This is a genomic window from Nocardia sp. CDC160 (assembly GCF_035818795.1).
In the GTDB taxonomy this organism is placed as follows: Bacteria; Actinomycetota; Actinomycetes; order Mycobacteriales; family Mycobacteriaceae; genus Nocardia.
The window spans coordinates 1385857-1399594 of sequence record NZ_JAYKYT010000002.1 but is presented as its reverse complement, the minus strand read 5'-3'; the positions used below and the strand labels follow the sequence as shown (position 1 = coordinate 1399594).

11 protein-coding genes are annotated in these 13738 nt (G+C 68.5%); 10 read left to right on the top strand and 1 reads right to left on the bottom strand.

Features of this window, described 5'->3' with window-relative positions; genetic code table 11:
* Nucleotides 1-508 precede the first annotated feature (508 nt).
* Genes VMT40_RS14015 through VMT40_RS13970 form a run of 10 tightly spaced genes read left to right on the top strand, consistent with a single transcriptional unit; the run spans nt 509 to nt 12981 of the window.
* Nucleotides 509-3022: a sensor histidine kinase gene (locus VMT40_RS14015; RefSeq protein WP_326358409.1), complete on the top strand. Its 2514-nt coding sequence runs from the start codon at nt 509-511 to the stop codon at nt 3020-3022.
* Nucleotides 3019-3444, top strand: a complete 426-nt coding sequence (locus tag VMT40_RS14010) for a roadblock/LC7 domain-containing protein (RefSeq protein ID WP_442789961.1) — start codon at nt 3019-3021, stop codon at nt 3442-3444. The genes VMT40_RS14015 and VMT40_RS14010 overlap by 4 nt, the downstream gene beginning before the upstream one ends.
* On the top strand, nt 3441-3797 hold the full coding sequence (locus tag VMT40_RS14005; RefSeq protein WP_326358408.1) for a DUF742 domain-containing protein: 357 nt from the start codon (nt 3441-3443) through the stop codon (nt 3795-3797). The genes VMT40_RS14010 and VMT40_RS14005 overlap by 4 nt, the downstream gene beginning before the upstream one ends.
* On the top strand, nt 3778-4362 hold the full coding sequence (locus VMT40_RS14000) for a GTP-binding protein (RefSeq protein WP_326358617.1): 585 nt from the start codon (nt 3778-3780) through the stop codon (nt 4360-4362). The genes VMT40_RS14005 and VMT40_RS14000 overlap by 20 nt, the downstream gene beginning before the upstream one ends.
* 14 nt (nt 4363-4376) lie before the next feature.
* Complete coding sequence (locus tag VMT40_RS13995; RefSeq protein ID WP_326358407.1) at nt 4377-6158, top strand: gamma-glutamyltransferase family protein; 1782 nt, start codon at nt 4377-4379, stop codon at nt 6156-6158.
* Nucleotides 6159-6215: 57 nt separating this feature from the next.
* Nucleotides 6216-7853, top strand: a complete 1638-nt coding sequence (locus VMT40_RS13990; protein WP_326358406.1) for an ABC transporter substrate-binding protein — start codon at nt 6216-6218, stop codon at nt 7851-7853.
* 5 nt (nt 7854-7858) lie between these two features.
* Nucleotides 7859-9505 carry an ABC transporter substrate-binding protein gene (locus VMT40_RS13985; protein ID WP_326358405.1) on the top strand — a complete coding sequence of 549 codons (1647 nt, stop codon included), beginning with the start codon at nt 7859-7861 and terminating at the stop codon, nt 9503-9505.
* 6 nt (nt 9506-9511) lie between these two features.
* Nucleotides 9512-10468: an ABC transporter permease gene (locus VMT40_RS13980; protein WP_326358404.1), complete on the top strand. Its 957-nt coding sequence runs from the start codon at nt 9512-9514 to the stop codon at nt 10466-10468.
* 16 nt (nt 10469-10484) lie between these two features.
* On the top strand, nt 10485-11339 hold the full coding sequence (locus tag VMT40_RS13975) for an ABC transporter permease (RefSeq protein WP_326358403.1): 855 nt from the start codon (nt 10485-10487) through the stop codon (nt 11337-11339).
* A gap of 10 nt (nt 11340-11349) precedes the next feature.
* Nucleotides 11350-12981, top strand: a complete 1632-nt coding sequence (locus tag VMT40_RS13970; RefSeq protein ID WP_326358402.1) for an ABC transporter ATP-binding protein — start codon at nt 11350-11352, stop codon at nt 12979-12981.
* Here VMT40_RS13970 and VMT40_RS13965 read toward each other — a convergent pair.
* Nucleotides 12965-13738, bottom strand: coding sequence for an EI24 domain-containing protein (locus VMT40_RS13965; protein WP_326358401.1), 774 nt, complete (start codon nt 13736-13738; stop codon nt 12965-12967). The two genes, VMT40_RS13970 and VMT40_RS13965, sit on opposite strands and share 17 nt — an antisense overlap.

Genomic DNA, 13738 nt, shown 5'->3' with positions numbered 1-13738 from the left:
CCCTCCAGGCTGGTGATCTAGCCGGAAACCCATGGTGGGCACATTGTGCCGAGGCCGACGGGCCGCGGCGCGCGTTCGGGCAACGCCTAAGGCAACTCACAGGCAACCGTGACCGAACTGTCCGCGAGTCGGCCCTTGGCGGAACATGTCCGTCGGTTCCGCATCCCGGGAGGCGCGGTCGTAGGATAAGCCTCAGCCTGATTCCATTGCGCCGACCGTTCGTCTCCTGCTCACCTGCGCGCCATCTCACAATGGCAGGGTTGCCGGGTTCGCCCGGTCGTCCTACCATTCTCCCGCGGTCCCGCTCGGTGGGATGGAAAAAAACTGTCGGGCAATAGGATTCGAGATTCCGCGTGGACCCCCGCGAGCTCGGTCTAGAGTTTGGCTCGATCATGCGGAGGAGTTGCGGTTAGTGCGTTCAGGTCTACGGGGCTTTGTCTCTGGGGGGATTCTGCGGCCGCGGACAATTCGTGGACAGCTGTCTCGAATCCTCGCCTTCGCTTTGATTTTGGTTGTCATTTTGCTGGGCGCGACCGTCGACCGCGCCTTCGCGGATTACAGCGAGTCCGAGAACACCTCGCGGGCGGTGACATTGGCCCTGCGGGTGCAGGACCTCACCGACCAGATTCAGCGCGAACTCGGCCTCAGCAATGGCCTGCTCGGCGGTGACACCGGCGAGCAGCAGCGGCTGAAGGCCCAGCGGGCCAGCGTCGACGCGACCCTGGCCGCGGTCAAGACCGCCGCCGACTCCGACGCCCCGGGCGCGGATCAGGTCCGCGCCGCGCTGGGTCAGCTGAACCTACTGGCCAACACCAGGACCCAGATCGATACCCACCGGATCAGCCGACCGGTGGTGCTCCAGTTCTACAATGACGCCCTGGCCTCGCTGAACCGGCTGGCGCTGGGCCTGGACCAGGCCTCCGATCCGGACCTGCAGCGTGGCCTGCAGGCGTTCTACGCGCTCGGCGCGGCCAAGGAACAGTTCGACAAGGAGCGCGGATTCCTCAACGGCGTCTTCGTCGCGGGCCACTTCTCCGGCGGCGAGTACGGCCAGTTCATGGAGATCCGCGCCGCCAAACAGGATGCGCTGCAGCTGTTCTCGCGGCTGGCCGGAAAGAACCGCCAGGGCGATCTGGACGAGGCCATGCGCGGTGACAATGCCATCGCGGCCGATCAGGCCGAGAGTGTAGCGCTGGCCTCCGGCGACGGCCCGCTGGTCCGCCCGGTCGACGCGGCGAACTGGTGGTCCCGCATGACCGGCCTCATCGAGGGGCAGCGCACCGTCCAGCAGGCCGTCGGCAATGACATTCAGGCCCGCGCCAATACCCTGCGCAATGCCGCGCAGACCCGACTGATCGCCTTCCTGGTCGGTGTCGCCATCGCCGCCGTGGCCATGATCGCGCTGGTGCTGACCTCGGTGCGAGATCTGGTGCGGCCCTTGGCCGCGCTGGCCGGGGAGGCCGACGATGTGGCGTCGCGGCGATTGCCGCAGGTCATCGACGCCTGGTCGCATGTGGAGGACACCCCGCCGGACGCACCGGAGCCGGTGCGCACCCCGCCGGGGGCCAGCACCGAGATCGCCGCCGTGGCAAGCGCTCTGGACCGCGTGCAGACCACCGCCTTCGAACTCGCCTCGCAGCAGGCGCTGGTGCGCCGCAATACCACCGAGTCCATGGGCAACCTGGCCCGGCGCAATCAGAATCTGGTCCGCCGCCAGCTCGCGCTGATCAGTGAGTTCGAGCGCGAGGAACTCGACCCGCAGGGCCTGGCCAATCTGTTCGAACTCGATCATCTGGCCACCCGCATGCGCCGCAATGCCGAAAGCCTGCTGGTGCTGGTGGGGGAGGGCACCCCGCGCGGGCTCGGCGAGCCGATCGGCCTGATCGACGTCATTCGCGCGGGCATGTCGGAGGTCGACGACTACCGGCGCGTGGTGCTGCGTCGGGTCGAGGACGTGCTCATTGTCGGGTCGGCGGCCAGCGAGTTGTCGCACATGCTCGCCGAGCTGATCGAGAACGGATTGGCCTACTCGCCACCGGATCTCGAGGTCGAGGTCTACGGCCGGATGTCGCCGCAGGGCTATCTGCTCGCGGTGCTCGACAATGGCGTCGGCATGTCGGCCGAGCAGCTGGCCCAGTCGAATGCCAAGCTGCGCGGCGAACAGGACTTCATCGTCGCCTCGACCCGCTACCTGGGCCACTACGTGGTCGGTCGCCTGGCCCAGCGCCTGGGCATCAGCGTCGAACTGCAGGCGTCCCCGGTCAACGGCATTGTCGCCCGCCTCACCCTGCCCCCGGAATTGCTTGCCACCGAGCAGGATCAGCACCGCACCACGGTCCAGGCGCTGCTCCCGGCCGACACGCTGGAACCGAGGTGGGGCGCGGATTCCGAAGCCGCGCGCGCCACGACTCCGACCGCCCGGCATGCCGCACCGTCGAACCCGGCGGCCCTTCCCACCGGATCCGCGCGCACGCCCGCGGGGCCCGCGTATCCGCCCGCCGAGCCGGTGCACACGCCCGTCGGCTTCGCGGACACCTCCGGAGGTCTCCCCGTCGTCCGGGAGAGCGCGAGTCCGCCCGTCGCCCCGGCCGAGCGTGCGAGGCCGACCGGCGAATACGCCATGACGACCGGTGAATTCAGGGCGCTGATCGGTGACTACGAGCCGACGGGTGGTTTCGCAGCCCACCCGTCCGCCCCGGAGCCTCGGACAGCGCAGCCACCGGTGGCGGCCGAGCCCGAGCCCGGGTCGCTCACCACGCGCAATGGATTGACCCGGCGCAACAAGCGTTCTCGCGGCACCGAGCAGTCGCAGGCGCGGCCCGCGCCGCGGCCGGAGCCCCTGGACGCGCCGGATCCCGTGCCGTACACCGATCGCTCCCCGGCCGAGACCCGCAGCATGCTGACGTCCTTCCGGGCCGGGCACGAGCGGGGCGCGACGACCCCGCAAACCAACGATATCCATACGCGCGCAGGCGATCCGGCCTCGACCGCGTCCGTGTCCACCGCAGAGGAGATCTGGTGACTGTCCTGCCGAGCACCGAGCCGCATGCCTTCAGCTGGATGCTGGCGAATTTCGTTCGAAATACCGCGGGGGTGCGCGATGCGGTCGCGGTGTCCTCGGACGGCCTGCTCATCGCCATGTCCGAGGGCCTGGATCGCGCCGCGGCCGATCGCCTCGCGGCCATGGTGTCGGGTCTGACGGGTATCGCCCGGAGCGCCTCGCGCAGTTATTCCTTCGAGGGCCTCAAGCTGATCATGATCGAGATGAAGCGGGGCTTCCTGCTGGTCACCGCCATGGGGACCGGCAGCTGCCTCGGGGTCATCGCCGACGGCCGCTGCGACGTGGGTCTGGTCGGCTACGAGATGTCGGCGCTGGCCGAACGCGCCGGAGCCCTGCTGGATCCGGCCCTGATCGCCGAATTGCGAGAGGGCCTACGCAGATGAGGGACTTCGACCCGGGCGAGAGTGTCGCCAACCGGCGCGATTTCGTCCGCCCCTTCATTGTCACCGGCGGTCGCACCACCCCGATGATCGACGGCCTGCGCATCGAAACCCTGGTGCAGGCACCGCCGTCCGCGTTGTCCGCGCCCCTGCAGCTCGAGCAGCGCACGGTCGTGCGGCTGTGCCAGCAGCCGCGCTCGATTGCCGAAATCGCCGCCGAACTGCATGTTCCGGTCGGCGTCGCCAAGGTGGTGGTGAGCGATCTCGCCGCCGCCAACTACGTGACCGTGCGCGAATCCACGGAACTGTCCATTGCCGCGATCGAGAGGATCAGGGATCTTGTCCGGGCACTCTGAGTTGCGCCCACCGAGTCTGCCGTCCTCGGTGAAGGTCGTTGTGAGCGGCGGATTCGGGGTCGGCAAGACGACCTTCATCGGCGCGATCTCCGAGATCGAACCGCTGGTCACCGAGGCCGCCATGACCGAGGCCGGGATGAATGTCGACGACGCCGGGCGGCGCGCGGACAAGACCCAGACCACGGTGGCGCTCGACTTCGGCCGCATCACCCTGGACCAGTCGGTGATCCTCTACCTGTTCGGCACCCCCGGGCAGGAGCGGTTCGTGTTCCTGTGGGACGACCTGGTCGACGGCGCGCTCGGCGCGGTGATCGTCGTCGACACCAGCCGGATCGACGACTGCTTCCCGGTGCTCGACTACTTCGAGGAGACCGGCACGCCGTTCGTGGTGGTGGTCAACCGCTTCGAGAACGAGCGGCGCTTCGACCTGGACGAGGTGCGGGAGGCGCTGGAGCTCGAGCCCGGCATTCCGCTGGTGGAATGCGATGCGCGCAGCCGGGATTCGGTGAAGAACGTGCTCGTGGCCCTGCTCGAGCAGGTGCTGTCCCTGTATGTGGCGGCGTGAAGGAGATTCGGCCCTTGTTCACCACCCGTCCCACCCTGCAGGGCACCTTCGGCATGGTGTCCTCCACCCACTGGCTGGCCTCCGCCGCCGCCATGGCGGTGCTCGAGGCCGACGGCAATGCCTTCGACGCCGCCGTGGCCGCCGGATTCGTGCTGCATGTGGCCGAGCCGCACCTCAACGGCCCGGCGGGCGAGGTGCCGATCATCTTCGCGACCGCCGACGGACCGGCCCGGGTGCTGTGCGGGCAGGGTCCGGCACCCGCGGGCGCGAGCATCGAGCACTACCGTGGGCTGGGATTGGACCTGGTGCCGGGCACCGGTCCGCTGGCCGCCGCGGTGCCCGGCGCGTTCGACGCGTGGATGCTGCTGCTGCGCGACCACGGCACCAAGACGCTGGCACAGGTCCTGTCCTACGCCATCGGCTATGCCGAGCACGGGATTCCGGCGGTGGAGAACATCGGCCGCACCGTCGCGGAGGTCGCGGAGCTGTTCGCGACCGAGTGGACCACCTCGGCCGCGGTGTACCTGAAGGACGGCAAGGCTCCGGCTCCCGGTGCGCTGCTGCGCAATCCGGCGCTGGCCGCCACCTGGCGGCGGGTGCTCGCCGAGGCCGAGGCGGCCGGACCCGGCCGCGAGACGCAGATCGACGCGGCCCGGCGGGTGTGGCGCGAGGGCTTCATCGCCGAGGCGCTGGCGGCCGCGGCCGCCCGGCCCGCCATGGACACCTCGGGCGAACGGCACGCGGGCACCCTGACCGCCGCCGATATCGCGAATTTCGAAGCCACGTACGAGGATCCGGCCACCTACACCTGGAACGGCTGGACCGTCGCCAAGTGCGGACTGTGGAGTCAGGGCCCGGCGCTGCTGCAGCAGCTGGCGCTGCTCGAGGAGGTCCCCGAGTACGGCACGCCCGAGTACTACCACGTGCTCATCGAGGGTTCGAAGCTCGCCATGGCCGATCGTGAGGCCTGGTACGGCGACAATCCGCGGGTCTCGCTGGACGCGCTGCTCGCACCCGAATACAACGCCGAGCGCCGAAAGCTGATCGGCGACAAGGCCTCCGCCGAGCTGCGTCCGGGCAGCCCGGACGGCCTGACCCCGCGGCTGGCCGAGTTCGTGACCTCGAATGCCGCGGCGGCGGTGCAGGTTCCGATCGGGGCGGGCGAGCCGACGGTGGGTTCCAATGGCGCGACCAAGGGCGACACCTGTCACCTCGACATCGTGGACCGCTGGGGCAATATGGTCGCCGCGACGCCGAGCGGCGGCTGGCTGCAATCGAATCCGGTCGTCCCCGAACTCGGCTTCCCGCTCGGCACCCGCCTGCAAATGGCCTGGCTGGAACCGGATCTGCCGAATTCGCTGACCCCGGGCCGCCGCCCGCGCACCACGCTGAGCCCGTCCCTGGCCCTGCGAGACGGCCGGGCCGTCATGGCATTCGGCACGCCGGGCGGCGATCAGCAGGATCAGTGGAGCACGCATTTCCTGCTGGCCGTGGCGCTGCGCGAACAGGTGCGCGGCGGCCTGGACCTGCAGGGCGCGATCGACGCGCCGAACTGGCATCAGGAGAGCTTCCCGGGATCGTTCTACCCGCGGACCGTGAATCCCGGTGCGGTGGTGGTGGAGTCGCGGATCGGCGACGAGGTGATCGAGGAACTGACGCGGCGCGGGCACCGGGTGGCGGTGGGCGGCGCGTGGTCGGAGGGCCGATTGTGCGCTGTCGCACGCGATCCCGAGACCGGTGTGCTGTCGGCCGGGGCGAACCCACGGGGAATGCAAGGTTACGCGTCGGGGCGTTAAACCTGAATCCTCCGTTCCGAGACGAGTTTTCTAAAACGTTCGAGTAGGTTGTTGCACATGCACGTTCGCCTGTCCAGGCTGTTGGTGTTTCCCGTGGTCGCCGTCGGTATCGCTGCTCTTGCCGCTTGTGGCTCGGTGCAGAAGTCCGACGGATCCGCGACGCACACAGATGATTTCGGCACGCCCGTCGGCACCCAGAAGGTGCGCGACGGGGGTGAGCTCGTCATGGGGTTGTCCTCGGAGCCGGACCGGCTCGACCCCACCACCTCGAGTTCGTTCTACACCCGCTACGTGATGAACTCGATCTGCGAAAAGCTCTACGACAACGACTCTTCCGGCAATCTGGTCCCGCAGCTGGCCACGGCGCTGCCGACGGTGTCGGAGGACGGCCTGACGGCGACCATTCCGGTGCGCACCGGCGTGAAGTTCGCCGACGGCACTGCCTTCGACGCCGCGGCGGTGCAGACCAGCCTGCAGCGGCATCTGAGCCTGAAGACCTCGCAGCGCACCAGCGAGATGGGGCCGATCGCCTCCATCGATGCCAGCGGGCCATCGACCGTGGTCATCCACCTTCAGAAACCCTTCACCCCGCTCACCGCCGCCCTGGCGGACCGCGCCGGAATGATCATGTCCCCGACCGCACTCGCCGCCGAGGGCGACAATTTCGGTGACAATCCGGTGTGCGTGGGTCCGTTCAAATTCACCAAACGCGTTCCGCAGACCTCCATCGAGGTGGAACGGGACCCGCTGTATTACGACGCGCAGCACGTGCACCTGAACAAGATCACTTATCGGATCATGGTGGACGCCAATATTCGCGCCGCCAATCTGCGATCGGGCGATATTCAAGTCGCGGACTATATTTCGCCACAGGACGCGGGCACGCTGAAGGACGATTCGAAACTGCGCCTGCTGCGGAGTCGATCTCTGGGCTTTATGGGCGTGTATGTGAATCTCGGGAATGTGGATGGGGCCGGTAAGCCGGTCAAGCCCATCGACACCCCGCTCGCCAAGGACGCCCGGGTGCGAGAAGCCTTGTCGCTGAGCATCGATCGCCGCACACTGGTCGATACCGTCTTCGACAAGTGGTACGAGTCCACCTGCTCGCCGATCGTGCCGCAGACCACCTACGCCACCGCCGCCGTCGACGACTGCCCCGCCTACGATCCGGCGAAGTCCAAGCAACTGCTGGCCGAGGCCGGGGTGCAGACGCCGTATCCGATCAAGCTGGCGGTCCAGACCTCCCAGGATCGGCTGCGCTATGCCCAGGCCCTGCAGAACAGCGCCGCCGCGGGCGGTTTCCAGATCGAGATCGTGCCCACCGAGTACTCGACGCTGCTGGACATGCAGAAGCGCGGCAACTACGAGGCCATGCTGCTGGGCTGGTCCGGCCGTATCGACCCGGACGGCAATATCGCCCGCTTCGTGACCACCGGATCCAGCGGCAACTACAGCGGATACACCTCCCCGGCCGTCGACGATCTGCTCGGGCAGGCGGCCCGCACCGCCGACACCGCCAAGCGCGCCAACCTCTACGAGCAGATCGTGAAGCAGCTCCAGAAGGACAACCCGTACCTCTACACCTACCGCGAGCGGTACCTGACCGCCCACTCCACCGGGGTGACCGGCGTCGAGATGTATCCGGACGGCGTCGTGCGCGTGGCCAAGGCCGCGTTCCTGGGGGACAAGGGCTGAGTGCCATGCGCTTTCGCCTAGTCCCACGTCGGGCGCTGCGGGCGCTCGCGATCGGAGCGGTCGCCGTCGCGGCGGCGTCCTGCTCCCACACCCACACGACGGTCCAAATCACCACGCACGCGGACGATTACGGCCAGCCCGTCGGCACGCAGCCGGTGCGCGAGGGCGGTGATCTGGTGATGGGCCTGTCCAATGACCCGGACCGGCTCGACCCGTCCACCTCGAGCTCGCTCTACATGCGCTATGTCATGAGTACCATCTGCGAAAAGCTCTATGACAACGACGCTTCCGGCAATCTGGTGCCGCAGCTGGCCACGGCCCTGCCCAAGTTCTCCGACGACGGGCTGACCGTCACCATTCCGCTGCGCACCGGCGTCAGGTTCGCCGACGGCACGCCGTTCAACGCCGACGCCGTCGAGGCCAGCCTGGAACGGCACCTGAGCCTGCCCGGATCGCAGCGCACCGGCGAGATGGGGCCGATCACCGGGATCGACGCCGAGGGTTCCTCGACCGTGGTCATCCACTACAGCGCGCCGTTCGCGCCGATTACCGCGGCGCTCGCGGACCGCGCCGGAATGATCATGTCGGCGGCGGCGCTCAAGGAGGAGGGCAAGGACTTCGGCGACCATCCGGTGTGCACCGGGCCGTTCAAGTTCCGGGAGCGCGCCACCGGCAGTTCCATTGTGGTGGAACGGGATCCGCTGTACTACGACGCGCAGAACGTGCACTTCGACACCATCACCTACCGGATCATGCCCGACGCCAAGGCGCGCGCGGATGCCCTGCGCACCGGGTCGATTCAGGTCGCGGACACCATGTCGCCCCAGGACGCCGACGCGCTGAAGGCCGATCCGCGACTGCACCTGCTGGTGTCGGGATCGTTCGGGTTCCAGGGCTTCTACCTCAATATCGGCAACCAGGACGGGGCCGGTAAGCCGGTCAAGCCCCTCGATACTCCGCTGGCCAAGGACGCCCGGGTGCGGCAGGCGCTGTCGTTGAGCATCGACCGACAGGCGTTGGTGGACAAGGCGTTCAAGGGTTGGTACGAACCCGCCTGCACGCCCATCGCGCCCCGCACCTCCTATGCGACCCTGGCCGACACGTCCTGCCCGCAGTTCGATCCGGACCGGGCCAAGAAGCTGCTCGCCGAGGCCGGTGTGCAGACGCCGTACCCGATCACGATGCAGGTGATGAACGTCTCCGACCAGCTCGACTACGCGCAGCAGTTGCAGGCCATGGTCGCCCGGGGCGGTTTCGATCTGCGGCTCGTGCCCACCGAATACTCGGCCCTGCTGGCCGCGCAGAAGAACGGCACCTACGAGGCGCTGCTGCTGGGCTGGTCGGGGCGATTGGATCCGGACGGCAATATCGCGCGCTTCCTCACCACCGGATCCAGCGGCAACTACTCCGGATTCAGTTCCGCCGCACTGGATGACGTGCTGGGCTGGGCGGCCCACACCACCAGTCCGGCGCGGCGCGGGGCGCTCTACGAGCAGGCGGTCACGCTCATCCAGCGCGACAACCCGTACATCTACACGTACCGGCTGCGGAATCTGACCGCGCACTCGGATCGCGTGACCGGCATCGAGGTGTACGCCGACGGTGCCGTGCGCCTGGGCAAGGCCGCCTTCGTCTCGGATCGGAACGGCTGAAACACCGTGTGGCAGTATGCGTTCCATCGCCTATGGCAGTCCGCCGTGACGCTCGTGCTGGTGTCGATGATCGTGTTCGCCGGGGTGCGCGCCCTACCGGGCGATCCCGCGACCACCATGGCGGGCCCGGGCGCGGACCAGGCCGCCGTCGACGCCGTGCGGGCCGACCTGGGGCTGGATCGGGCGCTGCCGGTGCAGTACCTGGAATTCGCCCAGCACGCGGTGACCGGTGACTTCGGGCGCTCGATCCGGACCGGAACGCCGGTGCGGCACATGATCGCCACCACGCTGCCGGTCACCGTGCAACTGGCGGTGTACGCCATGCTGATCGCGGTGCTGGTCGGGGTGATCGGCGGGGTGCTCGCGGCGGTGTACCGGGGGCGCTGGCCGGAATGGGTCGTCAATGGCTTCTCGCTGGTCGGGCTGTCGGTGCCGACGTTCTGGCTGGGCATCCTCGGGGTGCTCTACCTGTCGGTCGGGCTGGGCCTGTTCCCCGCCTCCGGATACGTTTCGCTGGTGGAGAATCCGGTGCGCGGCCTCTGGTATCTCACGCTGCCCGCGCTGGTCTTGGGCGTGACCCACGCCGCGGTGGTGCAGCGCCAGACCCGGTCCTCGATGGTGGAGACGCTGTCGGCCGACTTCGTCCGCACGGCACGGGCCAAGGGGCTCGGTCCGAGAGCGGTGATCCTCCGATATGTCTTGCGCAACAGCCTGATCGTGGTGACCACGGTGATCGGATTGCAGCTCGGTCTGCTCATCGCGGGCGCGGTGGTCACCGAGCGCGTCTTCGGTCTGCCCGGGATGGGGAAGTTGACCGTGGACTCGGTGTTCACGCGCGACTATCCGGTGATCCAGGCGGTCGTGCTCGTCGTGTCGACGTCCTACATCGTGATCAATCTGCTGGTCGATGTGCTCTACACGCTGATCGACCCGCGCGTGCGAGTGTCGGGAAGGACGCAATGACCGTCCAGGAGACCGAATGACCGTCCAGGAGACCGCGATTCGCGGGCGGGCGCTGCGGCGGCTGTGGCACAACCCGCTGGGCAAGTTGGGCGGCGGACTGCTGCTGATCGTGCTCGTGGTCGGTGTCTTCGCGCCCCTGCTGGCTCCCTACGGGCCCGCCGAGGTGCATTTCCAGGCACCGTTCCAGCGACCCTTCACCGTCGGATTCGCCTTGGGCACAGACGATCTGGGCCGTGACATCCTGTCCCGGGTGCTCTACGGCACCCGCGCCTCGCTGGAGGTGGGCGCGCTGGCGGTGGCGTGCGCCGTGGCCTTCGGTGTGCCGATGGGACTGCTGGCCGGGTACTGGCGCTGGCTCGACCTGTTGCTGTCGCGGGTCGCGGACGTGCTGCTGGCCTTCCCCTTCATCATGATCGCCGTCGGATTGACCGCGATCTACGGCGGCGGACTGACCCAGGCCGCGATCGCCCTGGGTGTGGCGCAGGTGCCGGTGATGATGCGCGTGGTGCGTGCGGAAACCCTGCGGCTGCGGGAAACCGACTTCGTCCTCGCCGCCCGCGCCGCGAATGTCGGGCACGCGCGCATCCTGCGCGAGCACATCCTGCCGAATGCCCTCGGCCCGATCATCGTGCAGGCCACCGTCATCATGCCGACCGCCGTGCTCGGCGAGGCGATCCTGTCGTTCCTCGGGCTCGGCATCACGCCACCCGCGCCCAGCCTGGGCATCATGCTCTCCGACGCCCAGCAGACCCTGCTGCGCACGCCCTGGCCGGGCATCTTCCCGGGCCTCATGCTGTTGCTGATCTGCCTGGGCTTCAACCTTTTCGGCGATGCCCTGCGCGATGCGCTCGACCCGAAGACGAGCCGCTGAGGAGGCCGCGATGACCGAATCACTCTTGGAAATCAGTGATCTGCGGGTGGCCTTCGGGGGCGTGACGGCGGTGGACGGGGTGGATGTCAGCCTCGCACCGGGGGAGCGGCTCGCGGTGGTCGGCGCGTCCGGATCCGGCAAATCGACACTCGCACACGCGATCATCGGACTCCTGCCCGGGGCCGGGCGGGTCACCGGCGGCAGCATTCGTTGGCGCGGTGAGGATCTCGCCGCCGCCGACGCGAAGCGCCTGCGGCGGTTGCGCGGTCGGGAGATCGGTCTGGTGCCACAGGACCCGATGTCGAACCTGAACCCGGTCTCGCGGATCGGCACGCAGGTGTCGGAAACCCTGCTGGCGCACGGGCTTTACGGCCGACGTGCGGCACGCGATCGAGCCATCGAGCTCCTGGCCGAGGCGGGTCTGCCCGAACCGGCCCGCTGCGCCCGGCAGTATCCGCACGAACTCTCCGGCGGCATGCGCCAACGCGCCCTGATCGCCATCGGCCTGTCCTGTCGACCGGACCTCCTGATCGCCGACGAGCCGACCTCCGCGCTGGACGTGACCGTACAGCGCCAGATCCTCGACCACCTCGACAAACTCACCCGCGAACTGGGCACCGCGCTGCTGCTGGTGACCCACGATCTGGGACTGGCGGCCGAGCGGGCGGACCGGGTGCTGGTCATGTCCGACGGGAAGATCGTCGAATCGGGGCCCGCCCGAGAGATATTGGCAGAGCCCGAAGAGGAGTACACCCGACGGCTGGTGGCCGCGGCTCCCGCACTGATCGCACCGCGGTCCGGCTCGCGGCCCGCGATCGAGGACGGCGCAACGGCTTCGACATCCGCCGACTCCGATTCCGCTCCGGTACTGGAGGTTTCGGGGCTGAGCAAGGAATACCGGGTGCGCGGCAGTAGCAATCGCCGCGTAGTCGACGACGTCTCGTTCACCATCGCCCGCGGCCGCACCACCGCCATCGTCGGCGAGTCGGGCTCGGGCAAGACCACCACGGCCCGCATGGTGCTCGGCCTGCTGCCGCCGACCTCCGGCGCTGTCCGCCTCGACGGCACCGAGGTGGTGGGCCTGCGCGGCGACCGGCTCCGGGTCGCGCGTCGCGCCATGCAGCCGGTCTTCCAGGACCCGTACTCGTCCCTGGATCCGATGTGGACCATCGAACGCATTGTCGCGGAACCCTTGCGCGCCTTCGGTTTCGGTGATCGTGCGGCCATCCGGGCCCGGGTGCGGGAACTCCTCGATCAGGTGGCTCTCCCGCCCGCGCTCGCACAGCGTCACCCCCACGAGCTCTCCGGCGGTCAGCGCCAGCGCGTCGCCATCGCGCGCGCCCTCGCCATCGAGCCCCGCCTGGTGGTCTGCGACGAACCCGTCTCGGCCCTGGATGTCCTGGTGCAGAAGCAGATTCTGACCCTGCTGTCCGACCTCCAGGACCGCCTGGGCGTCAGCTACCTGTTCATCTCCCACGATCTGGCCGTGGTCCGGGCACTGGCCCACGACGTCATCGTGATGCGCGCGGGCCGGGTGGTGGAGCAGGGTCCGGTCGACCGGATACTCACCGAACCCACCGACGACTACACTCGCCGCCTGCTCGCCGCGATTCCGGGAGCCGCTCTCACGGCCGCGCTCTGATCGCGTCGATACTCGGTTCCCGCAATAGTTCCCGGGACAGCAGCGTCGCGCCCGCGATAGCACCGGGCATGAGGAAGACGGCCACCACCGGCACCAAGAAGGCCACCGCCAGCGGAACGCCGAAGCCCCACGCCAGCAGGCGACGAGAACGCAACAGCGCCAACTGATCCCGCAGCTGCATGCCGCGGCGCTGCAACGCCACCGAGGTCAACTCCTGGACGAGGAAGAAGCCGGTCACGAAGATCGCGATCACCGGCACCACGGTCTGACCCACGACCGGCACGAAACCGAGCACGAACAACAGCAGCGCCCAGAGCAGGGCGCGAATCAGAATCCGGATCCCGTCGCGAACGGCGATCCACAATTCCCGCGCCAGCGACAACCCCGATTCGGGTGCGGTGCCGTCCGGCGAGACCGAGCGATCGACCCGCTCGGACAGCGCGTCATAGAAGGGCTGCCCGACCAGCAGCGCGGCGGCCGTGAACGTCACCACCGCCACCAACACCACCAGCGCGATCATGGCCACGGTGAACAGGCCCCGGAACAATCCCAGCCACGGGCTCGGCCAGCCATTGGCGAACGAGGTGAGCGAGTCGGTCAGATCCCCGCCCCACACCACCATCGCCACCACGGCACCGACGTACAGCACCAAGGTGATGAGCCCCGGCAACACCCCGAAGGCGTACTGCCGAGGATGCCGGGTCATCCATCGCTGCCCCGAGAGGAGATACCCGAGCCCGGCCCCGAAATCGCGCAT

Bases quoted from the DNA above. Each gene is read 5' to 3' on its own strand.
- VMT40_RS14005 (WP_326358408.1), top strand. From the start codon at position 3,441: ATGAGGGACTTCGACCCGGGCGAGAGTGTCGCCAACCGGCGCGATTTC.
- VMT40_RS13990 (WP_326358406.1), top strand. From the start codon at position 6,216: ATGCACGTTCGCCTGTCCAGGCTGTTGGTGTTTCCCGTGGTCGCCGTC.
- VMT40_RS13985 (WP_326358405.1), top strand. From the start codon at position 7,859: ATGCGCTTTCGCCTAGTCCCACGTCGGGCGCTGCGGGCGCTCGCGATC.
- VMT40_RS13975 (WP_326358403.1), top strand. From the start codon at position 10,485: ATGACCGTCCAGGAGACCGCGATTCGCGGGCGGGCGCTGCGGCGGCTG.
- VMT40_RS13970 (WP_326358402.1), top strand. From the start codon at position 11,350: ATGACCGAATCACTCTTGGAAATCAGTGATCTGCGGGTGGCCTTCGGG.
- VMT40_RS13965 (WP_326358401.1), bottom strand. From the start codon at position 13,738: ATGCGCGATTTCGGGGCCGGGCTCGGGTATCTCCTCTCGGGGCAGCGA.